14 protein-coding genes are annotated in these 24,385 nt (G+C 60.2%); 5 read left to right on the top strand and 9 right to left on the bottom strand.

Going from position 1 to position 24,385, the window contains the following annotated elements; genetic code table 11:
- Nucleotides 1–238 precede the first annotated feature (238 nt).
- The 4 genes from INF32_RS07525 to INF32_RS07510 form a co-directional block, all read right to left on the bottom strand.
- Nucleotides 239–1,630: a RagB/SusD family nutrient uptake outer membrane protein gene (locus tag INF32_RS07525; RefSeq protein ID WP_226387733.1), complete on the bottom strand. Its 1,392-nt coding sequence runs from the start codon at nucleotides 1,628–1,630 to the stop codon at nucleotides 239–241.
- Nucleotides 1,631–1,649: 19 nt separating this feature from the next.
- Nucleotides 1,650–5,018, bottom strand: a complete 3,369-nt coding sequence (locus INF32_RS07520) for a SusC/RagA family TonB-linked outer membrane protein (RefSeq protein WP_226387732.1) — start codon at nucleotides 5,016–5,018, stop codon at nucleotides 1,650–1,652.
- Nucleotides 5,019–5,200: 182 nt separating this feature from the next.
- Complete coding sequence (locus INF32_RS07515; protein WP_226387731.1) at nucleotides 5,201–7,813, bottom strand: zinc-dependent metalloprotease; 2,613 nt, start codon at nucleotides 7,811–7,813, stop codon at nucleotides 5,201–5,203.
- An 80-nt stretch (nucleotides 7,814–7,893) separates the two neighbouring features.
- Nucleotides 7,894–9,444 carry a sensor histidine kinase gene (locus INF32_RS07510; RefSeq protein WP_226387730.1) on the bottom strand — a complete coding sequence of 517 codons (1,551 nt, stop codon included), beginning with the start codon at nucleotides 9,442–9,444 and terminating at the stop codon, nucleotides 7,894–7,896.
- A gap of 165 nt (nucleotides 9,445–9,609) precedes the next feature.
- Between INF32_RS07510 and pdxA the strand changes: the two genes are divergently transcribed.
- From pdxA to infC, 3 genes are all read left to right on the top strand, one after another.
- The gene (pdxA, locus tag INF32_RS07505) at nucleotides 9,610–10,707 is read left to right on the top strand and encodes a 4-hydroxythreonine-4-phosphate dehydrogenase PdxA (RefSeq protein WP_226387729.1); all 1,098 of its coding nucleotides are present in this window, start codon (nucleotides 9,610–9,612) and stop codon (nucleotides 10,705–10,707) included.
- 75 nt (nucleotides 10,708–10,782) lie between these two features.
- The gene (thrS, locus tag INF32_RS07500) at nucleotides 10,783–12,732 is read left to right on the top strand and encodes a threonine--tRNA ligase (RefSeq protein WP_226387728.1); all 1,950 of its coding nucleotides are present in this window, start codon (nucleotides 10,783–10,785) and stop codon (nucleotides 12,730–12,732) included.
- 91 nt (nucleotides 12,733–12,823) lie between these two features.
- Complete coding sequence (infC, locus tag INF32_RS07495; protein ID WP_226387727.1) at nucleotides 12,824–13,360, top strand: translation initiation factor IF-3; 537 nt, start codon at nucleotides 12,824–12,826, stop codon at nucleotides 13,358–13,360.
- 303 nt (nucleotides 13,361–13,663) lie between these two features.
- Here the strand turns inward: infC and miaB are convergent, their stop codons facing one another.
- Nucleotides 13,664–15,043, bottom strand: coding sequence for a tRNA (N6-isopentenyl adenosine(37)-C2)-methylthiotransferase MiaB (gene miaB, locus INF32_RS07490; protein ID WP_226387726.1), 1,380 nt, complete (start codon nucleotides 15,041–15,043; stop codon nucleotides 13,664–13,666).
- A 130-nt stretch (nucleotides 15,044–15,173) separates the two neighbouring features.
- Nucleotides 15,174–16,091, bottom strand: a complete 918-nt coding sequence (locus tag INF32_RS07485) for a YitT family protein (protein ID WP_226387725.1) — start codon at nucleotides 16,089–16,091, stop codon at nucleotides 15,174–15,176.
- A 198-nt stretch (nucleotides 16,092–16,289) separates the two neighbouring features.
- Here INF32_RS07485 and plsY point away from each other — a divergent pair, with 198 nt between their 5' ends.
- Together plsY and INF32_RS07475 are read left to right on the top strand one after the other, a co-directional pair.
- Nucleotides 16,290–16,925, top strand: coding sequence for a glycerol-3-phosphate 1-O-acyltransferase PlsY (plsY, locus tag INF32_RS07480; protein ID WP_226387724.1), 636 nt, complete (start codon nucleotides 16,290–16,292; stop codon nucleotides 16,923–16,925).
- Between the two features lie 71 nt (nucleotides 16,926–16,996).
- Nucleotides 16,997–18,658: an AMP-binding protein gene (locus INF32_RS07475; RefSeq protein ID WP_226387723.1), complete on the top strand. Its 1,662-nt coding sequence runs from the start codon at nucleotides 16,997–16,999 to the stop codon at nucleotides 18,656–18,658.
- Between the two features lie 136 nt (nucleotides 18,659–18,794).
- Here the strand turns inward: INF32_RS07475 and INF32_RS07470 are convergent, their stop codons facing one another.
- From INF32_RS07470 to INF32_RS07460, 3 genes are all read right to left on the bottom strand, one after another.
- Nucleotides 18,795–19,406, bottom strand: a complete 612-nt coding sequence (locus tag INF32_RS07470) for a hypothetical protein (RefSeq protein WP_226387722.1) — start codon at nucleotides 19,404–19,406, stop codon at nucleotides 18,795–18,797.
- Nucleotides 19,407–19,478: 72 nt separating this feature from the next.
- Nucleotides 19,479–21,587: a M3 family metallopeptidase gene (locus INF32_RS07465; protein WP_226387721.1), complete on the bottom strand. Its 2,109-nt coding sequence runs from the start codon at nucleotides 21,585–21,587 to the stop codon at nucleotides 19,479–19,481.
- Nucleotides 21,588–21,636: 49 nt separating this feature from the next.
- On the bottom strand, nucleotides 21,637–24,363 hold the full coding sequence (locus INF32_RS07460; RefSeq protein WP_226387720.1) for a putative LPS assembly protein LptD: 2,727 nt from the start codon (nucleotides 24,361–24,363) through the stop codon (nucleotides 21,637–21,639).
- Nucleotides 24,364–24,385: the final 22 nt, after the last annotated feature.

Genomic DNA, 24,385 nt, shown 5'->3' with positions numbered 1-24,385 from the left:
AAAACAAGCCATTCCGGCCCCCCTCCGGCAGAGGGCGGGCGGAGAAGGCAGGGAGCGGTGTCGGGGTGCCCGTAAGAGGTTTTGCTGCAAAGGGGAGCGGAGCCTCCGGCAGGCTTTCCCTGTGGGGAAAAAGTGGCGGAGGGACTGTCGTGCGGGTTCGCGGAAATGAAATCACCCTTGCACGGAATCATTCGTGCAAGGGTGAAAAACGTGGCCGCAGGATTTGTCCGGCCGGGGATCAGTTGTTCAGGTCGGGATTGTTCTCGATGGCCGACTGCGGGTAGGGCAGCGTGTATCGCGGATCGTTGGCTTGCAGTACATAGGTCTGCCCCTCGTACTCTTTGGTGATCTGCGGACGGGTGGTGCGGCGCAGGTCGAGCCAGCGGTGTCCTTCCATCAGGAATTCCCGGGCCCGCTCGTCGGCGATCTCGGCCAGCAGGCGGGTCTGGTCGAGACCCTCCACCTCGGCCGCTTTGGCTGCGGCGCCGTCCGGCGTGAACCGTTTGGCCTGCAGCGAGGAGAGATAGCCTTTGGCTTCGTCCAGCTTCCCGTCGAGATGGGCGGCCGCCTCGGCGGCAATCAGATACATTTCGGCCGAACGGATCGAGGTGCGGGTATTCATGCTTCGTTTGATTTTGTAGACGGTCAGGAAAGTCTCCAGATCGAAGCTCTCCGAAATGAATTTCCACCGGCGGTCGTTGTCCCGGTCGAACTTCTCCAGGATCGGGTCGGAGAGTACGGCTCCGTAGGTGATGTCTCCGCCGAACCCGCCGAAAGGACGGTCGAGGGCCAGGATGTTTTCGGGCGAGGTGGGCAGCCACGGCAGGCGCTCGTCTTCGGCATATTCCTGCGCTTCCGTTTCGTTCATGTCCTGCAGGGGGCAGGAGGCGAGCAGCGAAGTGGCCTTGTCGTAGGCCTCCTGCCACTGGCCCATGTAGAGCCTTACGCGGGCCTCGAAAGCGGTGAGCACCTTCTTCGAGAAACGGTAGGAGTAGTCGGTGGAGGGCTGCACTTCGACTTGCATATGGTCTGCGGCCGTTTCCAGGTCGTCCAGAATCTGCCGGTAGACCCGGGCCACGGAGACGGGTTTGTAACTCTGTTCGATGTCGTTGTACAGGGCGAGGGGAACGCCCCGGTCGGTGTCGGCCGTGGCCGGGTCGTACCATTTCCCGTAGAGGTTGACCAACTCGAAATGACAGTAGGCCCGAAGGGCGTAGGCCTCGCCGAGCAGTTGGTCCTTGTTCTCGCTGTTCGTATCCTGGGCCGCATCCCCGATGCCTTCGATCACGGCGTTGGCCAGGAAAATGGTGCGGTAATAGTAGAGCCACGGATATTCCCGCATGTTGCCCGAGCTGTATTCCCATCGGAAGTTGTAACTGGCTTCCTCTCCGTCGCTCGGAGTGATGAAACCCGTGTAGGAGTTGCGGTCCAGCGAGCCTACTTCGTCCGAAAGCAGGCAGGTGTACGAATGGGAGTTGGCGGCGGGATAGGCCGTGCCGTAGGCTTCGGTCAGCAGGGCGCGGTATTCGCTCACCGAGCCGGGAATGACCTGTCCCACGGGCTCGATGTCCAGATAGTTGCAGGAGCTCAGCGCAAGGGCCGCCAGCAATGTATATACGGTCTTTTTCATGTTTCTCTCTGTTTGCATGTTAGAACGAAATGTTGATTCCGAACGAGTAGATGCGGGGAATCGGCTGTGCGTAGATGTTGCCGTAGGTCTCCGGATCGAAATAGCCCGAGTAGTTCGAGGCGATCACCAGCGGATTGCGGGCTTCGAAGCTGAAACGCACCGAGGCGAGATGCAGTTTTTTCGCTGCGGATTCGGGCAGCGTGTACCCCAGACGGATGCTGTTCACCCGCAGGTAGCTGATCTCCCGGTTCCAGATGTCGAGGTTGCTGAAGAAGGCGATCGGGTAGTTGTCCAGAATGTAGTACATGGCCCGGTAGTCGTCGTAATTCTCCCAACTGCTCCAACTGCTTCCGTCGGCCATCAGCGAACCGGTCAGCGCCGGATAGATGCCCGATGGGTTCGAGGCCGACCATATCTGATTCACCTTTCGGGGATAGTTCTCTCCGGGGCTGGTCTGGGTCGGGTCGTAGAAGGGGGTTTCGGTCACCATCTGCTTGATGACGAAGTTGCAGGAGACGGACAGGTCGAAATTCTTGTAGTAGAATTTGTTGTTGAAACCGCCCGTGATTTTCGGATTCCGGTTGCCCAGATAGCTCAGGGCCGATATGACGTCGGCCTGCGTATTGTTCATGGAGGGGTTGTAGGAGACGTCTCCGAATACGTCGGCCGTGGCATCGACCTTGAATCCGACGAACTCCTGCAGGCTCACTTTCTGTCCGTTTTTCCAGAACATGGGAATGCCGTTTTCGTCGAGACCGGCGGTTTTGAACCCGAAAATCGCGCTCGACGAATGTCCCTGCAGGGAGGGTGTCCAGCTCTGGTTGTCGTAGAATACCTTCTCCACCTTGTCCGTGTTGTGGGCGAGGTTGAGCTGGGTCTCCCAGCGGAAATTCTTGTTGGTGATGTTGACGCTGTTGAGCGAGAACTCCACGCCCCGGCTCGATATCTCCCCGAAGTTGCTGGAGGTGGTGGTGAAGCCCGTCTCGTGCGGAATGGCCCGGGTGGTGATGAGGTCCTTGCTCCGGCGGCCGTACACCTCGAAGGTCATGTTCAGCCGGTTGCCCAGCACGCCCAGATCGAGGGCGGCGTTCCACGAGTAGGTGGTCTCCCAGCGCAGGTATTGGTTGGGGGGCGCGGTGACGTTGATGCGGTCTTCGGTGGTGCCGAGGATCGAACCCGTATTCCACGTGCCGATGATATAGGGCGACGTGGTGCGGTCGATGTTGCCCTGCGCTCCGTAGGAGGCCCTCAGACGGAGGTTGTCGATCCATTTCACGCCCCGCATGAAGGACTCCCTGTGCATGTTCCATGCGCCGGACACCGACCACATCGGGTTGAACTTGTACTTGGGATCGACGCCGAAGAGGTTCGTGCCGTCGTAGCGCATGCTTCCGAAGAAGGTGTAGCGGTTGTCGTAGGTGTACGATCCGGTCACGAAATAGGAGAGGTAGCGGTTCTCGTAGAACGTTTTCTGGTAGGGGCGGAACAGGGCGTTTTCGGCCTTGTCCTTTCCCGCATCCGTATCGGGGAAGACGATCGGGGTGGTGACCAGCGTACGGGAATCGTAGCCGAAGCCTTTGGTGTGCACGGCGGTGTTTTTCGTGCCGCGCATCTCGAGACCGGCCATCAGGTCCATTTCGTGTTTCCGGGCGAAGGTTTTCGAATACTCGGCCTGGAGCTTCCAGTTATACTGGTTCAGGTCGGTGTCCCAGTTCTGGATCACGCCGCCCTCGGGCAGGTAAACCACATGGTCGATCACGGAGTTCTGGGCGTATTTGCGCACGTAGTAGGAGTTCTTGTCGGCGCTTTTCTCGGTTCCCGAATCTTCGATCTGGAGCCCCAGCTGGGTGTAGAGCTTCAGCCCTTCGATCGGTTTGTATTCCAGGTCGAAGACCGATTTGAACGATTTCACCTTCATTTCGTAGGCGGTGTTGGCCATCTCCTCCAGGTAGTTGAAGTTGAGCCGGTCGTCCGTGTCTCCCTGGCTGAGCGTCATGTCGGGGTCGTAGAGGTAGGTGCCGTCCGCATTGTAGATGTTCAGATAGGGGTTCACTTTCCGGGTGTAGCGGGCCGGGTTGATGAAGGCGTCGGCGTCGGTCACGTAGGAGCTGTTGCGGTTCTGTCCGTAGAAGAGCGAGGCGCCGAAACGAAGGTTCTTGAGCAGGTCGTAGTCGGTCTTCATGGTCAGGTTGAACCGTTCGAAGCCCGTGCCGCGTGTGGTGCCCTGTTCGTTGTAGTAGCCGGTGGAGAAATAGTAGGTGGCCTTCTCTCCTCCGCCCGACACGTTGAGGCTGTACTGCTGGTTCACGGCCGGCCGGTAGATTTCGTCCGCCCAGTTGGCCCCGTCGGCCCGCAGGGCGTTGATCGCGGCCTGCGTCTCGGGTTTCAGCGCGCCGAATCCGCCCGATACGAGTGCTTCGCGTTCGCCTTTCGTCGCATCGAGGATGCGCGATACGCCGCCGTATGCCTTGCGGTAGTTGAGCCGGCCGTTGGTCGCCAGTTGCAGTTCGAAATCGACCTTCTCCGAGGCGTTCATCAGTTCCAGCTTGTCGAGGTTGGGCTTGGTGGAGACGAATACGGCGGCCGAGGCGTTGACACGCAGCCGCTGGCCCTTCTCGCCCTTTTTGGTGGTGATGATGATGACGCCGTTGGCGGCCCGTGCCCCGTAGATGGCGGTGGCGGCGGCGTCTTTCAGCACGGTGATGTCCTTGATGTCGTCGGGGTTCAGCCCGGCGATCGACATGTTGTAGAGATTGTCGATGTTCTCCTTCGCACTCCAGTCCGACGGGATTTCGTTCCCTTCCAGCGGCATGCCGTCCAGCACCCACAGGGGGGCGGTGGTGCCGTTCAGGGTGACGGTGCTGCGGATTTTCACCGCGCTGCCCGCTCCGGGAGCTCCCGTAGTCGGGGCGGAGAAGACGCCCGCCAGCTGTCCCTCCAGCAGCTGGTCCACGCTGGCGACGCCGATCTGCTTCACTTGGCTCATGTCCACCGTGGAGATGGACGAGGTGAGTTTCCGTTTCTCTATTTTCTGGTATCCTGTCACCACCACGGCGTCGATGTTGGTCTCTTCCGGAGCCAGACGCACGGTAATCGTTTTCTGCCCGGTAATCTCCACCTTCAGGCTTTCATAGCCGATGAAGCTGACCATGACGAATCTGACGCTTTCGGGCAGCGTGAAGGTGAACCGTCCGTCGGTTCCCGAGATCGTACCCTGCGGATTGTAGTCGCGGGCCTGCGTTTCGCTCGGGGCGATGAAGACCGTGGCGCCGACCAGCGGCGTGCCGTCCGTTCTGTCGAGAATCTGCCCCGTCAGCTCCCGGGTTTTGGCCTGGCCGAGAACCAGCAACGGGCAGAGCAGAACCAAAATGGTTAGTATTCTTCTCATTGTCGTTGTAATTAGTTAGTGAAATGTCTCTTTTGTCGATTTATTACTATTTTACTTCAATATGTTTTGCATCGTCGTCGAAAATAATGTTTCGGTTATGATTCGAAACCTTTCGGAGGGCCCCCTCCGGGGCAGCGAAGCCGTCGCTTTTTCGGACGACGGCTTCGGGGTATCTTGTTTTCTTACAGCATTCTGAGCGCTTCTTTCAATCGCAGTTCCAGGTCTTTGTAGTGGTTCTGCGTGGCCCGGTCGCCGCTGCCGAGGCGGCTGCGGACGGTTTCGAGCAGCGTCCGCATCTCTCCCCGCTTGGCCGAGGCGGTCTCCGTGGTGCGGAGCATGGCGTCGTAGTAGCGGGAGGTGCGCACGCCCCGTTCTTCCGGCACGGGCAGGGCGAGGTCTTCGGGTCTCGGCATTCTCTCCGGCCCGATCTCGGGGAATTCGTGCATCAGCCCGCAGACGCTTTCGTCTCCGGTCAGCGTACTGCCCATCTTGGTCGTCTTGACCATCGTGATATTCGAGCTGACGATCAGGGCATCCACATAGTTCTTCTGGCTCATCCGCTCGTAAAGGGTCAGCGTTCCCGGCTTGCCGAATACGGAGCGGGTGATCTCCGACAGCATCTGTTCGGGCGTGTAGCTCTCTTTGCGTCCCCGGCGTGCCTCCACCTCGTACATTCTCACGAAACGTTCGTCGCGCAGCAGCTCGTAGTAGACGCCGTACTGGAGTTCCCGGGCGAAGTTGTAGGGAGCCTGTTCGATCAGCCCCAGCGGGGAGTTGCGGTAGGGATAACTCTTGTCCCATATCTTCGCGCTGAAAAGCCATCCGGGCAGGGTGAAGACCTCGTCGATCAGATAACGGACGCACCGCTGCTGGTAGCCGGCCGGAACGGGTACGTAACGGTCCGTGCTGTCCTCCGTCTCCACGTTGTTGATATGGAAGCCGCCCACATTGGTCATGACATGGTCGGCGTACATCCTCCATTGGAAGACGGTGGCCATCAGCAGGCGTCCCGCATCGAAATGCAGGCGACCCTCTTCCGCTGTCCAGTCCGCGATATGGGGCACGATCCGCTTGAGGTTGGCGATGCCGTACAGGCTGGCCCGCACGGCGTCGTCGCTCAGGTCCTCGCTCTGGGAGCGGGGGTCGATACCCTCGCGCGACTGCTCGCCATACCACCGTTCCGGATCGCCTTCCGCTTCGCGCAGCCATGCGTTCAGCGTGGGCAGTTCCTCGTGCGGGGTGGCCGTGTCGAGCCAGCGGTAGGCCCAGCGGATGGCGTGGCGGTCGTAGGCTCCGATCCGGGGTGTCAGCTGGGTGACGCCGTCGCCGGGCTGGGCCACGTAGTTGAAACGGGCGTAGTCCATGATCGAACTGGCCGTGCCGTGCGTGTCGGTGTAGCTTTTCGACCGCAGCGAATCGACGGGCACGCAGTACGATGCCCCCATGTTGTGCTTCATGCCGAGGCTGTGGCCTAGTTCGTGGGACGAGACGAAACGGACGGCGTTGCCCATCAGTTCCGTAGGGAGTACGTTGCCCCGGGCGTCGGGATCGACCGCTCCGGTCTGCACCCGAATCCAGGAGTGGAGCACGCTCATCACGTTGTGCCACCAGATGATGTCTGCCTCGATGATCTCGCCGCTGCGCGGGTCCACCACCGAGGGGCCCATGGCGTTGGCCAGTTCCGAAGCGGCGTAGGTGATGACCGAATAGCGTATGTCGTCGATGTCGAACTCCCGGTCCCTCTCGGGATCGACCTCACGGGCGACGATGGCGTTTCTGAAGCCGGCCGCCTCGAATGCCTCCTGCCACTCCTCTACGCCTTTTTTGATGTAGTCTACCCAGACAGGGGGCGTGGCCGGGTCGATGTAGAACACGATCGGTTTGGCCGGTTCGACCAGTTCCCCGCGTTTGTAGCGTTCCACGTCCTCCGGGCGCGGTTCGAGCCGCCAGCGGGTGACCAGTTCGCGTTCCTCGGCTTTCTGCTGGCGGTCGTTGTAATAGAGGTGTCCCACGGTGAAGAATCCCACCCGTTCGTCGGCGAAGCGGGGCTTCATGGGCTCCTTGTCCAGCAGGACGAGGTTGGTCGTCACGTCCACCGAAAGGGGAATGCTGCCTCCTTCCTCGGTGTGGAGCGTGGTGTAGAGCGCCTTGACCATGATGTTGGCCGGGAAGGACCTGATGGATTCGATTTTCGAAAGTTCCTTGCGGGTGGAGCTGCGGAGCACCAGCCCGAAGAAGTCGTTGAAACTCTTTTCGCTTCCGTCGAAGATCTTGTTCACCTTCACCACCACCGAGGCCGAATCGGGCCCGTAGGCTTCGATCGGGAAGTATTCGATGACCGACTCCCGGTAGTTGTCGCGTACCGAACGGGTGATCGAGTCGCCGGCGGGCGAGGTGATGCGCGGGTCGAACGTGAGCACCCATACCTTTTTATAAGTGGTGTCCTTGCGGAAACGGATGATCCTGTCGGAATATTCCATGCCTTTGTTCAGCCCGGCGTCGTTCAGGGCGTAGGGAACGCCCGATATCTTGTTGACGAGCAGGATGTCGCGGCCCATCAGTGAATCGGGAATCTCGAAATAGAAATCGTTGCCCTTGCGGTGCACGTCGAACATGCCCCGGTCGGTCGCCGCCCCTTCGAGCAGGTCGGCGTAAGCGTCTTTCTTTTTCTTCGCGGTATCCGCGGCGGAGGTTTCCGCCTGTTTTTTCGTCCGTCGCAGCAGCTGGGCCTCCGACCGGAACGGTCCGAAAAGGAGTGCGGTCGCCAGCAGGATTATGATATTGCCTCTTTTCATCTTTTTCGAGCCTATTATCTCTCAAAATGCAATAATAGCCGGACGGAAGTTCTTTCCGAAAAGAAAAGGAGTGAATGCCTCTATTCGAAGGATGAATCGGACTTTCTGTGCTCCTTTTCCGGGGGGAGGAGGGGGAGCGTACAGCGGAAGACGGAGCCTTCGGTGCTGACCGTGATCTCCTGGTCGGAGTAGAAACGGTAGATGGTGCGGATGCGCTCCAGCCCGATTCCCAGCGAACTGCGGTCGCTGTCGCGCCGCGGAGTGTAGTTGTTCTCGATCACCAGCCGGTCGTCCCGGGTGTATATCCGGATGCGGAGCGGGTTGTCCGGAGTGATCTTGTTGTGTTTGATGGCATTTTCCACCAGCGTCTGGAGGCTCATCGAGGGGATCAGCAGGTCGTCGGAGGCGGTGTCCGTCCCGATCGTCATCTCGATCTGGTTTTCGAAACGTATCTTCTGCAGGAAATAGTACTGGAGGGTGAAGTCCAGCTCGTCGCCCACGCGCGAGAGGGTGGACCTGCCCTTTTCGAGCACGTAGCGGTACACGCCCGAGAGTTTGAGCACGAATTCCCGGGCCAGCCGGGCGTCGTCGGCGATCAGGGCGTAGAGCGAGGTGAGCGAGTTGAACAGGAAGTGGGGGTTGATCTGTTCGATCACCTGTTGCAGGTGAAGCTGGGCCGACTCTTTTTCCGCCTGTCGGCGCAGTTCGTACTCCCGTTTCCAGCGCCGCTGGTAGAGGGTGAGCAGGATGCTGAACAGCAGGACGGCGAGCAGGGAGAGTACCGCCGTGTAGCGGTGGAATTCGTCGATCTCCCCGCTGACGCTGATTTCGGGAACGCTCACCGCCACGACCCACCGTTCACCCTCGATCTCCAGCGGAAAGTAGACCCGCTGCACGGGTATTCCGAGATAGCCGGAGACGGCCGCGGTACGTACTGCGGCCCGGGTCTCCTTCACCCGGGCGATGAAGCCGAGGGCCTCTCCGGAGGCGGGAGTCCCGATCAGCAGGCTGTCGGGGTGCGAGACGATCCGGCCGCCGGTCTCGTAGACGACGGCGTAACTTTTGGTGGCGAGGCTCTCGACCGTCAGGTAGGCGTAGAGGTCGCACAGGGCGATGTCCGTGCCGCATCGGTAGGCGCGTCCGTCTTCCGTGCGGAACGTGCGGACGAACGAGAGGTGCGGAATCGGCCGGCTGCGGTAAATGCTCCCGGCCGGAGCGTCGCGGAGGTCGTTTCCGCTCCGGGGGAGAAGGGTGTCCGTCTCCGGGGCGGTTTCGTCCCGGGCGAAGGTTTCGGTGCGGCCGGAGGGGAGTTCCTGCAGCCAGATACGGCTGATCTTGGGGTCGGACTGGCGGAGGGCGTCGGCCAGGATGGCCGCCTCCTCGCGGGTGAACTGCGGGTGGGCGGAGAGAAATCCGGCCACGATGTCGGTCGGCCGGGCGCTTTTCTCGAATTCGGCCCGCAGGGCCGCGTAATGGTTGTCGCACACCTCGCGCACGATCGTGCGGTTCATCTTCAGGGCGATGCGGTTGATCGTCCGTCCCACCAGGAAGATGGCTACGCCGAAAGCGGCCAGCAGGACGAATCCCGTGGTCAGCACGCCCCGCTGGGGCCGGAGGTTGGAGAGTTTCATGTGCGGCGGACGATCTTTCCGCAAACATAGCGAATCGGCGCGAAGTATCCAAAAAACGGCGGGACGGGATGCACTGCGGGATATTTTTCCGGGAAGACGGGTCGGCTCGGGCGGTAAAACGAAATCTTTTGCTATCTTTGTAAATTGTAACGTGAAGAAACGAGTATGAGCGAACAGAAAATAAGAGTGGGCATTACGCTGGGCGACGTGAACGGCGTGGGGCCGGAAGTCGTGATCAAGGCGTTGTCGAATCCCCTGATGTGCGAAATGTGCACCCCCGTGCTGTACGGACCTGCGAAGGCGCTCTCCTACTACCGGAAGGGAATCGAAGGGGCGGAGAATTTCGCCTATGCCGTGGTCTCCTCGGCCCGCGAGACGCGTCCCCGCCGGGTGAATCTGGTGGAGTGCGGCGATCCGGAGCTGAAGATCGAACCGGGCGTTTCCTCACCCGGAGCCGGACGGGCTGCCGTGGCCGCTCTCCGGGCTGCCGCTGCCGACGTGAAGGAGGGTGCGGTGGACGTGCTGGTGACGGCACCGATCAACAAGGAGAACGTACAGGGGGACGATTTCCACCATACGGGCCACACCGAGTTCCTCGCCGCCGCATGGGGCGGCGAACCGCTCATGATGATGTGCAGCGACCTGCTCAAGGTGGGGCTGGTGACCATCCATGTCCCCGTGAGCGAGGTGAGTGCAGGAGTGACCGGGGAGAAGATCGTGGCCCGGCTGGAGCAGCTGCGGCGTTCGCTGATCGCCGATTTCTCGCTCAACGAACCGCGTATCGCCGTGCTGGCGCTCAATCCCCATGCCGGGGACGGCGGTCTGCTGGGCGGCGAGGAGGAGGCCGTTATCCGGCCGGCCATCCGGGAGGCGGCCCGCCGGGGCGTACTGGCTTTCGGGCCCTTTGCGGCCGACGGTCTCTTCGCTTCGGGTGCGTTCCGCCGGTACGACGCCGTGCTGGCCATGTACCACGACCAGGGGCTTGCTCCGTTCAAGGCGCTCACGCCGCAGGGAGTGAATTTCACGGCTTCGCTGCCGTTCGTGCGCACGAGCCCCGATCACGGGGTGGCGTACGACATCGCGGGGCAGGGGACGGCCGATCCCGCCTCGATGCGGGAGGCGATCTATCTGGCGCAGGACATTTTCCGCAGCCGGCAGCTCTATGCCCGGATTACGAAGAACCCGCTGCGTCGCTACGAACGCGAGAAGGGCGGGCGGGACGTCTCGGTGAGCGACCTGCCGCAGACCGAGGAGGCCGATTAGATGCAACCGAGTCTCCGGGGTATTCCGTCTCGTAATTGTGGAAGCCCGGGAGCAAAACGATAAAAACAAAACGATATGATTAGAATCACATTTCCCGACGGCAGCGTTCGTGAGTATGCCGGGGGAACGACGGGGATGCAGATCGCCGAGAGCATCAGTCCCCGGCTGGCACAGGAGGTGCTGGCGGTAGGCGTGAACGGCAAGGTGCAGGACCTGAACCTGCCGATCGACACGGATGCCGAAATCAAACTTTTCAAATGGGACGACGACGAGGGCAAGCGCACATTCTGGCACACTTCGTCGCACCTGCTGGCCGAAGCGCTCGAGTCGCTCTATCCGGGCATCAAGTTCGGTATCGGCCCCAGCATCGAGAACGGATTTTACTACGACGTAGACTCTCCCACGGCCATCACCGAGGCCGACCTGCCCCGCATCGAGCAGAAGATGCTCGAACTGGCCCGCAACAAGGAGCCTCTGGTGCGCCGCGAGGTACCCAAGGCCGAGGCCCTGAAGACCTTTACCGAAAAGGGAGACCAATATAAGGTGGAACTCATCACCGATCTGGAGGACGGGACGATCTCCTTCTACACGAACGGTTCCTTCACCGACCTGTGCCGCGGGCCGCACCTGCCCAACACGGGACTCATCAAGGCGATCAAGTTGACGTCGGTGGCCGGTGCCTACTGGCGCGGCAACGAGAAGAACAAGATGCTGACCCGTATCTACGGTATCACCTTCCCCAAGAAGTCGATGCTCGACGAATATCTGGCGATGATGGAGGAGGCCAAAAAGCGGGACCACCGCAAACTTGGCAAGGAACTTGAACTGTTCACCTTCTCGCCGAGAGTGGGGCAGGGGCTGCCGCTGTGGCTGCCCAAGGGAGCCGCGCTCCGCGAACGGTTGCAGCGTTTCCTGCAGGACGTGCAGAAGGACTACGGCTATCAGCAGGTCATCACGCCGCACATCGGCATGAAGGACCTCTATGTTACTTCGGGCCATTATGCCAAATACGGCCAGGATTCGTTCCAGCCGATCCACACGCCCGACCCGAACGAGGAGTTCCTGCTCAAGCCGATGAACTGCCCGCACCACTGCGAAATCTACCGCAGCAAACCGCGTTCGTACCGCGACCTGCCGCTGCGTTTCGCCGAGTTCGGCACGGTGTACCGCTACGAGCAGAGCGGCGAGCTGCACGGACTGACCCGCGTGCGGGGGTTCACGCAGGACGACGCCCACCTCTTCGTGCGGCCCGACCAGCTGCTCGAGGAGTTCGAGAAGGTGATCGACATCGTTCTTTACATTTTCAAGACGCTCAAGTTCGACAACTATACCGCCCAGGTGTCGCTGCGCGACCCCAATAACAGGGAGAAGTACATCGGTTCGGACGAGAACTGGGAGAAGGCCGAAAGCGCGATCATCAAGGCCGCCGAGGAGAAGGGGCTCAAGACCGTGGTAGAGTACGGCGAGGCCGCTTTCTACGGGCCGAAGTTGGACTTTATGGTGAAGGATGCCATCGGCCGCAAGTGGCAGTTGGGTACCATTCAGGTGGACTACAACCTGCCGGAGCGGTTCGACCTGACCTACAAGGGCAACGACGACAAGGAGCACCGGCCCATCATGATCCACCGCGCGCCGTTCGGTTCGCTGGAGCGTTTTGTGGCCGTGCTGCTGGAGCATACGGGCGGGAAATTCCCGTTGTGGCTGGCTCCCGACCAGGCGGTCGTGCTGCCGATCAGCGAAAAATTCAACGATTATGCGGAAAAAGTTTCAAAATTCCTGAATAATCACGATATTCGTGCGCAGGTCGACGACCGCAACGAGAAGATCGGCAGAAAGATACGTGACAACGAACTCAAGCGTATCCCCTTCCTGCTCATCGTGGGCGAGAAGGAGGAGGCCGCGGACCAGGTTTCATTGCGCGTGCAGGGCGAGGGCGACAAGGGCAGCATGACCCGGGAGGCGTTCGCCGATTACGTGAAGGGTCTGGTGCAGCAGGAGCTCGACGCTGCCAGGGCGATCCGTTAGGAAGAAGATTGTTTAACCAAAATAGGAGGACAAAGCTATAAACACAACAAAACCATTTCCGCCGAGGACGAACGGCAACTCCAGGGGTCCGATGAGGGGCCGCCGGGTTGAAAAGGAGAATCCTCACCGTATCAACGGAGAAATCACCGCCCCGCAGGTTCGGGTCGTGGGTGAGAATATCGAAGCTCCGGTCGTACTGCCTATCCGGGAGGCCATCAAGCTGGCCGACGAGATGGAACTCGATCTGGTCGAAATTTCCCCGAAGGCCGATCCCCCCGTCTGCCGGATCGTGGACTACCAGAAATTCCTGTACCAGCAGAAGAAAAAGGCCAAGGAGATCAAGGCCAAGGCCGTGAAGGTGGTGGTGAAGGAGATCCGTTTCGGGCCCCAGACCGACGACCACGACTACAATTTCAAGCTCCGTCATGCGGAGAACTTCCTCAAGGAGGGGGCCAAAGTGAAGGCGTACGTCTTTTTCCGGGGCCGTTCGATCGTATTCAAGGAGCAGGGAGAGATTCTGTTGTTGCGCTTTGCGACCGATCTGGAAGAACTGGCCAAGGTAGAGATGATGCCGAAGCTGGAGGGTAAGCGTATGAGCATCATGCTCGCGCCCAAGCCCAAGAAGTAGACGGTTCGCCGACAGAGGAAAAAGGGATTGCGATTCGGTCGCAATCCTTTTTCGTGCTTCGGCGCGGCGGGGTGCCGCTGAGGATTCCGCTCCGGTCTTCTGCCTTCCGGCGGTGCTGCCGTTCCCCTGCCGTGGGGAGGGCGTATATGTGGGGGATGGAAAAATCGTTTGTCTCCTTTCAGAGGCATGTCGGGGCGCCGGATTTACCGTGTTTATTGAGGTTTATTCCGTCGGAATTATGCGGGGACATCACGTTTCGTTCCTTTTTCCTCGTGCACGGGGGAGGGAACACGGGACGGCCGCCTATTTCTCTACGGGGACACCCATCAGCGTGGCGGAGGTACAGCCGGTGATCTCGACCGTCACGTAGTCACCGGTCCGGTAGCCGCCCCGGTCGAAGATGACCGCCTTGTTCTGCGAGGTGCGGCCGAACAACTGGTCGCCGCTGCGTTTGCTTTCGCCTTCGATGAGCACTTCGAAGCGCTTGCCTACATCGCGGCGGTTACTCTCCAGCGACAGCCGGTTCTGAAGGGCGATGATCTCGTTCAGCCGGGCGGTCTTCACATCGTCGGGCACGTCGTCCTCCATCGTGCGGGCCGCTTTGGTGCCGGGCCGTTCCGAATATTTGAACATGAAGGCGGAGGCATAGCCCACTTCGCGCATGAGCGAAAGGGTCTGGGCGTGGTCCTCTTCGGTTTCGGTGCAGAACCCTGCGATCAGGTCGGTCGAGACGGCACATTCGGGCAGGATGCGCCGGATGGCGGCGATCCGGTCGAGGTACCATTCACGGGTGTATTTGCGGTTCATCAGGCCCAGCATCCGCGTGCTGCCCGACTGGGCGGGCAGATGGATCGCCCGGCAGAGGTTGGGCCGGGAGGCGATCGTCTCCAGCAGCTTGTCGCTGATGTCCTTGGGATGGGAGGTGGCGAAACGCACCCGCAGCGACGGGTCGAGGTCGGCCACCCGGGCGAGCAGTTCCGGAAAGTCGGTGACAGCGGGGACGCCGCCCTCTGCGGCCGGTGTTTCCCAACGGTAGGAGTTGACGTTCTGGCCCAGCAGCGTGATCTCCTTGTAGCCGGCGGCGAGCAGTTCGCGTGCCTCGCGCAGGATCGTCTCCGGGTCGCGGCTGCGTTCGGCGCCGCGGGTGTAGGGTACCACGCAGTAGGCGCACATGTTGTTGCAGCCGCGCATGATGGCGATGAATGCACTCACGCCGTTCGGGTCGAGCCGCACGGGCGAGACGTCGGCATAGGTCTCCTCGCGCGAGAGCAGGACGTTCACCCCGCGTCCGCCGTGCGCGGCCTCCTGCAACAGGCGGGGCAGGTCGCGGTAGGCGTCGGGTCCGGCCACGATGTCCACGATCCGCTCCTGTTCCAGCAGTTTGTCTTTCAGCCGTTCGGCCATGCAGCCGATGATGCCGACCATGAGCCCCGGTTTCAGTCGTTTGTAGCGGCGGAACTCCTTCAGCCGGCCCCGAATGCGTTGTTCGGCGTTGTCCCGGATCGAACAGGTGTTGACCAGGATCACGTCGGCTTCTTCGATCCGCTGCGTGTAGAAATACCCTTCCTTCTGGAGCAGGGCGACCACGATCTCGCTGTCGCCCACGTTCATCTGGCAGCCGTAGGTTTCGATATAGAGTTTCTTGCCGCCTCCGACGAGCGGGCGCAGGTTGTTCGGTTCCATGTCTGAGTCTGTTTTCGGCGGACGGAACCCTACCTCCGTCCGGTCTGCAAAAGTACGAAAAAAATCGGAAAGATCGCTGCTGCTGTGGCCGGCCGGAAAGTCCGTTGCGGAAACGTCGCCGCAATCTCCTCTATTTGCTGTCGCGCAGCTCCTTGAAGCCGTCGCCGAACGTCTCGTAGGCATTGACGACCACCACGAACGACTCGGGGTCGATCTCCTTGATCTTGTTCTGCACCGAGGAGATTTCCCGGCGGCTGACCACGAGGAAAAGCATGTCGCGTTCCTCCCGGGTGTAGGTGCCGGACGATTTGATGTAGGTGGCTCCGCGTCCCATTTCGTCGAGGATGAACCGGGTGAGTTCCGCGTTCTTTTTCGAGATGATGAACAGCAGCTTGTCATAGCTGGCGCCGTCGATCACGTAGTCGATCACGCGTGAGGAGACGAAGATCGTCACCAGCGAGTAGAGCGGAAGCCGCCAGTCGCCCAACACGATGATACCCAGCACCACGACCGTCGCGTCGGCCAGCAGGATGCCGCGCGAAAAACTCATGTGGGCGAACCGGTTGAGCAGCATGGCCACGATGTCGGTGCCTCCCGTGGTGGCCCGGGTTTTGACCACCAGTCCGGTGCCCGTGCCGATCAGTACGCCGCCGAAGATGCAGGAGATGATGATGTCGTTCGAAAGGTCGATCTTGCCCCCGAGCATCGTGGCCGGATTTTCGCCCACGAGGTAGGTGAGCGCGTTCATGATGAGCGGGGTGAGGATGGCGGCCACGACGGTGCGTGCCCCGAACATTCCTCCGAAGACCCGGATGCCGATCAGCAGCAGCGGAATGTCGAACATCAGACCGAACGTACCCACCTGGATCTGGGGGATCAGCTGGTGCAGTACGATTCCCATACCGTAGACACCTCCCGGTACGATTTTGTAGGGGTTGACGAAGAAGACGAATCCCGAAGCGAGGATCGTGCAACCGATCAGTACATTCAGCCACGACTTCCACCAGCTGGCGGAAAAGAGCTGTTCTTTCAGACTATATGCATTCATAACGGCATCCGAATAAATAACAAAAGTAGTTTATTTTGTGAAAAAATCATCGGACAGGGGCTGTAAATCCCGAAATTTCTTTTTGTTCCGGCGCTTCCCTGCCCGTATGAGGACAGGCTGCCGAGGCCGGGAAACGTCCGGTTTTTCTTTTTGGGAACTCTTTTGTACCTTTGGGGCATAAACCAACGGAATGAAGAGATGGTCTTCGTAGATATTTTGCTTGTCGTGGCCGCCTATCTGCTCGGGTCGATTCCCAGTGCGGTGTGGATCGGAAAGAAATATTACGGCGTGGATGTGCGGGAACACGGCAGCAGGAACGCCGGGGCGACCAATACGCTCCGTGTGCTGGGCCGCCGGGCGGCGCTGCCCGTCTTCGCGCTCGACGTGTTCAAGGGGTTCGTGGCCGTGACGCTGGCCCATCTGGCAGGCTATCCCCACGGGAGTGACCAGACGTTCAATCTGAAGATCGCTCTGGTCGCGGCAGCCGTGCTCGGTCACATTTTCCCCGTCTTCGCCGGATTCCGCGGCGGCAAGGGTGTGGCCACGCTGGCGGGAGCCGTGCTGGGAGTCTATCCTCCGGCCGTGCTGCTGTGCGTGGCGACTTTTCTGGTGGTGCTGATGGTTTCGCACTACGTGTCGCTCAGTTCGATGACCGCCGGGGTGATGTTTCCCGTCTATATCGTGCTGGTTTTCCGCGAGACCTATCTGCCGCTGATCCTCTTCGGCTGCGTGATCGCCGTGCTGCTGATCTTCACGCATCGGAAGAATATCCGGCGCCTGGCTGCCGGCACCGAATCGAAAATCTATCTGTGGAAACCGCGGCCCCGCAAATAAAGCGGCGGTTTTTGCAGGTTCCCTCTCCGAACCGTACCGCCCCGGAGTTCCGGGCCTAATTCCTTTCAACCATGTTACAGGAGAACGTCATCAAGATTTACGAGAACAGTTTCCGGGAGAACCGGGAGCTTCCCGCCCTGACGGACTATTTCAAGAAGGAGACCTTCTCCTACTACGAAATGGCCAAGGAGATCGCCAAACTGCACCTGCTGTTCGCCGAGTGCCGGATCAGAAAGGGTGACCGGATCGCCCTGATCGGACGCAACAATCCCCGCTGGGTGATCGCCTATATCGCCACGATCACCTATGGGGCGGTCATCGTGCCCATCCTGCAGGATTTCAATGCCAACGACGTACACCACATCATCAATCATTCGGGCAGCCAGCTCCTGTTCGTGGGGGATGTCTACTGGGACATGATCGAGACCGGTCAGATCGAGGAGGTGAAGGCTGTCTTCTCGCTCACGGACTACCATTGCCTGTTCGAACGGCGGGGACAGTCGATCGCCCGCTTCCAGAGCAATATCGTCAAACATTACCGCAAGCGTTACCGGAACGGGTTCCGCCCGGAGGACATCGCCTATCCCGAGATACCGAACGACAGGCTCTGCGTGCTGAACTACACGTCGGGGACCACCGGTTTCAGCAAAGGGGTGATGCTCACGGTGAACAATATCACGGGCAACGTGGTGTTCGGCATCGGCCAGAAACTCCATTTCCGCCGCAGCCGCGTGCTTTCGTTCCTGCCGCTGGCCCATGCCTACGGGTGTGCCTTCGACCTGCTGGTGCCGCTGGCCCAGGGAACCCATATCACCCTGCTGGGAAGGATACCCTCGCCGAAAATCCTCGTGGAGGCGATGAGCGAGGTGAAACCTCACCTGATCTGTTGCGTGCCGCTGATCCTGGAGAAGGTCTATAAGAAGCAGATACTCCCGATTCTGGGCAACGGCATTCTGAAGATGGCGCTCCGGATTCCCCTGCTTGACCAGAAGGTCTACAACCGTATCCGCCGGAAGTTGATGGACGCTTTCGGCGGCGAGTTCGAACAGATCATCGTGGGCGGTGCACCGTTCAACCACGAGGTCGAGGAGTTCCTGTTGCGGATTCGCTTCCCGTTCACCGTGGGGTACGGAATGACCGAATGCGGTCCGCTTGTCAGCTACACCCATTGGACGGAGTATAAGTCCACTTCCTGCGGCAAGGTGCTTCCGGGGCTGATGGAGGCACGGATCGAGTCGGAAGACCCCCGGAATGTGCCCGGAGAGATTCTGGTGCGGGGAGAGCATGTGATGGCCGGGTATTACAAGAACGAGAAGGCCACTTCCGACGTGATGGAGTCCGACGGGTGGATGCGGACGGGCGACGTGGGAACGCTCGACGAAGACGGTACGCTCTATATCCGCGGACGGAACAAGACGATGATTCTCGGGCCGAGCGGGCAGAACATCTATCCCGAGGAGATCGAGGCCAAACTCAACAACCTGTATTGCGTGATGGAATCGCTCGTGGTGGAGCGCGAAGGGAAACTGGTGGCACTGGTGTGTCCCGACTACGAGCAGGCCGATGCCGACGGCATTTCGCACGCCAAACTCCCCGAAGTGATGGAGGAGAACCTGAAGACGCTCAACACGCTGGTGGCTCCCTACGAACGGGTGTCGGGCATCGTGCTCTATCCCAACGAATTCGAGAAGACGCCCAAGCGGAGTATCAAGCGTTACCTGTATAATGTGTAGCGGGATTTCCCCCGGACGGAAATCCCTCCCGGTTGCCGTGCCGGAGACCGTGTTCCGGAGATGCGGCGGATTGCTCCGCGGCAGGAGATGAGTTTTTCGAAGGTTTGCCGGAGGGCCCTTCTCGGTTCCGGCAGGGTTACAGATAGACTTTTTTATAGACCAGCGGCCCGCCTCCGCTGTTGCGGGTGAGCGCTTCCTGCGGGGGAATCAGCTGGAAGGATTGTTCCGAAGTGCCGGGCGAAGTCTCTTCCAGCACCAGTTCGAGTTCCGCGCTGCGCCACCAGCGGCCGGCGGAGGTCTCCTCCCCGCTCTCCGTGAACCGCGTTTCGCTGAACGTGTAGTCGGGTTTCAGCCGCAGCAGTCGCCGTCCGGTATTCGTTCTCGCTTCATAGACGCCCGCCAGAAGGCGCTGCGGGTCGCAGCGCCGGGTGCGGTCGAGGGTGACGAGCGAATCGACGATCACCACACTTTCCGTTCCCTCGCCTTCGGGGCGGGGACGGGAGCCTATACGTCCCTGCAGTTCGACATAGACCGCTTCTCCGGGATCGGATGCGGTACGGAGATATTTCGCTTCCAGCGAGGGGTAGGCGCTTCCGTCGCTGACGGGAACCGTCACTCCCGTGGCGCAGTCGGTGAGGACGGCCCCGCCGTCGTGGCGGGCGAACATGCCGGAGAGGAACTCTCCGCGGGCGCCCTGCTCACTGCGGCAGGAGGCGAAGAGAAACAGGAGGAGGAACAGATATTTCATGGTGTCGTGCGTGGGGGCCGGAGCCCGTTGCCATTCGGTTCGTATGCATCCGGCCCGGGAGGTGGTGTCCGTTTATTTCCCGATCCCCATCCGCTCCAGCATGGCCCGGTTGTCGGGCTTGCGGCCGCGGAACCGCTCGTAGAGGGTCATCGGATGTTCCGACCCTCCTTTCGAGAGGATGTTGCGGCGGAACGAGTCGGCTACTTCGCGGTTGAAGATACCTTTCTCCTTGAAGAGCGAGAAGGCGTCGGCTTCGAGCACTTCGGCCCATTTATAGCCGTAGTAGCCTGCCGCGTATCCTCCCGAGAAGATATGGCTGAAGGCGGTGGACATGCCGGTTTCGGGAATGACGGGCAAAAGTTGTGCCGGGGTCATGGCCCGCCGTTCGAAATCCACGACGGAACCGGTGACGGGGGCCGTGATGCTGTGCCATGCCATGTCGTTCAGTCCGTAGGAGAGCTGCCGGACATTGAAATAGGCTGCGTTGTAGGTGCGGGCGGCCACGATCTTGTCGATCAGTTCTGCGGGAATCTTCTCCCCCGTCTTGTAGTGGACGGCCCACAGGTCGAGGAACTCCTTCTCCGTAGCCCAGTTCTCCATGATCTGCGAGGGAAGTTCCACGAAGTCGTGGCGGACGTTGGTGCCCGTGAGCGACGCGTAGCGTCCCTCGGCCAACATGCCGTGGAGGGCATGTCCGAATTCGTGCAGGAAGGTGGTGAATTCGTCGAACGTGAGCAGCGAGGGAATGCTGTCGGTCGGTTTGGTGAAATTGCAGGTGACCGAGACGAGCGGACGCACTTCGCGGCCTTCGCGGTCGACGTACGTTTCCCGGAACGAGGTCATCCAGGCCCCTCCCCGCTTGCTGGCCCGGGGGAAGAAGTCGAGGTAAAGGACGGCCATGAACCGGCCCTTCTCGTCGTGCACCTCGTAGGCCGTCACGTCGGGATGGAAAACCGGAATGTCACGGTTCTCCCTGAAAGTGAGCCCGTAGAGCTTGTTCGCCAGCAGGAAGATTCCCTCGCGGACCTTGTCCAACTGCAGGTAGGGTTTGATTTGTTCGTCGCTCAGGGCATAGTGTTCGTTTTTGTATTTTTCGTCGAAATAGGCCCAGTCCCAGGGCATCAGTTCGAAATCGGAGTACATGCCCGATGCTTTCGCGTAATTCCGGATCGTTTCGTAGTCCTTGCGGGCGTAGGGCAGGCTTTTGTCGAGCAGGTCGTGCAGGAAGGCGTCCACGTTGGCGCGGCTGCCGGCCATCTTCTCCTCCAGCACGTAATCGGCGTAAGTGGGGTAGCCCAACAGATTGGCCATTTCCAGCCGCAGGGAGGCGATCCTGCGCACGATTTCGCGGTTGTCGGTCGAATCGGCGTCCAGTCCGCGCGTGTTGTACTTCATCCAGACCCGTTCCTTCAGTTCGCGGAACGGCGAGTAGGTGAGGAACGGCATGTAGCTGGGGGCCTGCAGAGTGACGCACCACCCCTCCAGTCCCCGGTCGCGGGCCTCCTGGGCCATGCCCTCTTTCACGAAATCGGGCATCGGGGCCACGGCTTCGGGATCGGTGAGGTGGAGCACGAAACCGTTCGTGGCTTTCAGCACGTTCTGGCTGAAGCGGAGCGAAAGGCCCGAGAGTTCCGTGGTGATCTCCCGGAAACGGGCCTTGTCTGTGTCGCTGAGCCCGGCTCCCCGACGCGTGAACGACTTATAGGTGTCTTCGAGCAGCACCTGCTGGTCGGGGTCGAGCGACAGGCTGTCGCGGCTCTCCCACACCGTCCTTACCCGCTCGAACAGGACGGGGTCGAGCGACAGGTCGTTCGAGAACTCCGTAAGCATGGGTTTCACCTGCTCCGCGATCGCCTGCATCTGTTCCGAAGTCTCCGCTTCGAGCAGGTTGAAGAAGATCGAGGAGACGTTGCCGAGCCGTTCGCCCTTGCGCTCCAGTGCTTCGACCGTATTCTCGAAGGTGGGGGCGGCCGGGTTGTTGCGGATCGAGTCCGTTTCGGCCCGGGCTTCGGCGATGGCCGCCTCGAAGGCCGGCAGATAGTGTTCCGGCCGGATGCGGTCGAAGGGAGGGGTGCCGAACGGCGTGTCGTACTCGGTGAGCAGGGGATTTTCCCCGGAAGGGGCGCCGCAGCCGGCGAGGAGGGACGAAAGTACCATGGTCGTGAAAAGAATTCGTTTCATAGTGGAATACCGGGTTAGCCGCTGCATGAACGGTGCCGCAGCGTGAAGGTTAGTCGTAGAGGTTATCGTAGAAACTGTTCTGTTTTTCGTATTTGAGGTCTTTGAGCATGGCCGATTTGACGGCGATGTTGAAGTTCCAGCTTTTGCGGAAGCCGACCGGCACCCAGGAGAAGTTCATCTGCCAGCAGTGCAGGTCGCGGGCGATGGTGATGACGCCCGGGGTGATCTGGCGCGATTCGAAGTCGTAACCGCCGTTGAACGTGATGCCCCACTTGGGCGTCAGGTTGATGCTGCCGTTGAAGCCGAGGGTCTGGATGACGTTTTTCCGGATGCCGTTGTTGGTGTAGCTGAGCGAGTAGTTGAACCCGAGGTTCCACGGGATGCTGAAATCGTAGTACTGGGAGGTCATCAGGGCCCGGCGCGTGTTGGGGTCGAGTTCCTGGACCTCCGGGTTGGTGAAGAATTCGGGGTCGTCGGGCGGAAGGGTACCCTGGCTGTTGATGTCGTTGGCGGCCGGCTGGTTCGACTTCTTCGAGTTGAACGTGTAGCCGAACGACCAGCCCGTGTTGGTGATACGGCCCAGTTTGCCCCGCTTGATCATGAAGCGGTTGATCCGCCGCCCCTTTTCGTCCACTTCGTAGGGGTCGAGCGTGGCCGAGAGGTTCAGTCCGAAGTTGCCGTAGATGGTGGTGCGCAGGTTCAGCGAGAAGGGCGAGAGGTTGAGCGAATCGGCCAGCAGGTTGTAGGAACTGCTGATGCTGAAGTTGTCGATCAGCTTGATCTTCTTGACGCCCGAGGTGTCTTTTTTGCTCTTGACCTTCATTTCCAGCGTGTTTTGCAGGCTGAACGAGATGGAGGCCGACCGGGAGCGTCCGGGCAGTCCGTACATGCCGCCCTCGAAGGGCGAATAGTAGGATATGGTACCCGTGGAGTCGCTCTGGATCGGTTTGTAGTAGCCGTATTTCGGGTCACCGAAGTCGGGCGTGTAGGAGAAACTGATGCTGGGCGTCATTACGTGCCGGATGGCCTGCACGGGGGATTTCTTGCCGAAGGTGAACATTCCGTACACCTTGGTCGAGGCCGACACCGAGAAGCGGTAGTCGTAGAGCCGGTAGAAACCGTAGGTCGTGTCGGCGTTGACAATCCGGTTCTGTTCGGGGTCCCAGGCCTTGTCGATCTTCTTGAAATACCACCGTTCGGTGTAGTTGGCGCTGGGACTGATATTGATGTAGTTGAACAGGTTGATCGAAGTCTGGATGGGAATGGTGTGCTGCACGCCGTTCTTCATCTCCTTGAACATCTTTTCGGTGAACAGGTCGCGCTCCTTGACCGTCACGTTGTTGGCCAGGGTTCCCGTGTACTGCATGGATATCTTCTCGTACCAGCGCTGTTTGCCGATGGCCTCCTTGCGGCGGAAGGGATAGATGCGCGAAATGTTGAAGACGATGTTGGGAAAACTGAGCGAGATGGTGGTGTCGGCCGAGTTCTGCGAGTGCTGGAAGTTGGTCGAGAAGGAGAATGGTTTGCCCGCCCACGTTTTGGAGTAGGCGATCGAGGAGTTGGTCTGGGTGTTGAGGTAGTCGTTCAGGTTGGTCGATCCGTATTTCGAATAACCGCTGGTGGAGAAGTTCACGCTGGCCGAAAAGGTCGAGTTGGGACGGAATTTGGGGTCCTGCGTGTGGGTCCATGTCACGTTGAAGTTGTTCTGGTTCACGTAGTCGGCCGCTCCCTTCTCCCCGATGATGTCTTTCGAGAAGCGCATGTTGAAGGCGCCCCGGTACTTGTACCGCTTCACGTAGTTCGAGGCCAGCGCCGCCTCCCACGATCCCAGCGTGTAGAAACCTCCCGTGGCGGCCACGTCGATGTAGTCGTTGAAGGCGAAATAGTATCCTCCGTTGCGCAGGAAAAAGCCCTTCACGTACTCCTCGCCGTACTCCGGCATGATGAATCCCGAATGGCGGCCGCTCGAGAGCGGAAAAAAGCCGAACGGAACGCCGAGAAAGTAGATCGGAACGTCTTCCATGACGAAGTACGAGGGGCCCACGATCACCTTCTTGCCCGGAATGGCCTTCGCCTTGGTCAGGGCCATGTAGAAGTGTGGATGCTCCACGTTGTCGCAGGTGGTGTATTTGCCGTTGGCGATGTTGATCGTGTTGTCGGGCATTTTCTTGATGTTCTGCCCGATCAGGTAGCCCTCGCCCTCCTGGGTGGCCACGTTGCGGATCTTCGCCTTCTTGGAGTCGATGTTGTAGCGGATCGTGTCCATGGTGTAGCTGGCCCCTCCCTGCACGAATTCGGGACGGGTGCCCTTGCCCGTGGAGTCGGGTTTGCCGTAGGCGTAGATCTGCTTGGTGTCCATGTTGATCCGCATGAAGTCCGCCTTCAGGTTCATGTCCTGGTAGGTCACGTCGCCCTCGTTGTAGATGTAGACGGTCTTGTTCTTCAGGTCGTAGACCAGCGAGTCGGTGTTCTTTCCGCTGATGACGTCATCCAGAAAGGGCTTCGATGCGGCGGTGTCCCGGGCCAGCGAATCGTGGGCCAGCGAATCCGCCCCGTGCAGGGAATCGGCCGAGAGAAGGAGCGAATCGGCGCTCAGGCGGAGGGAGTCGGTGCGGAGCGTGTCCTTCCGCTGCTGTTCGGCCGCGGCACGGGCGGCCCGTGCCGCCTTCCGTCGCTCCGGCCGCTGCACTTCGCGCAGCGAACCGCTGAAGACCATCTGCCCGCACAAGGCGAGAATCAGCGTGGTAAAGAGATATTTTTTTACCCGTTTGTTCAAGTTCTCCCGTTTATCCGACCCG

The organism is Gallalistipes aquisgranensis, from assembly GCF_014982715.1.
Lineage (GTDB): Bacteria > Bacteroidota > Bacteroidia > Bacteroidales > Rikenellaceae > Gallalistipes > Gallalistipes aquisgranensis.
This window is presented reverse-complemented; position numbering and strand designations above follow the sequence as displayed.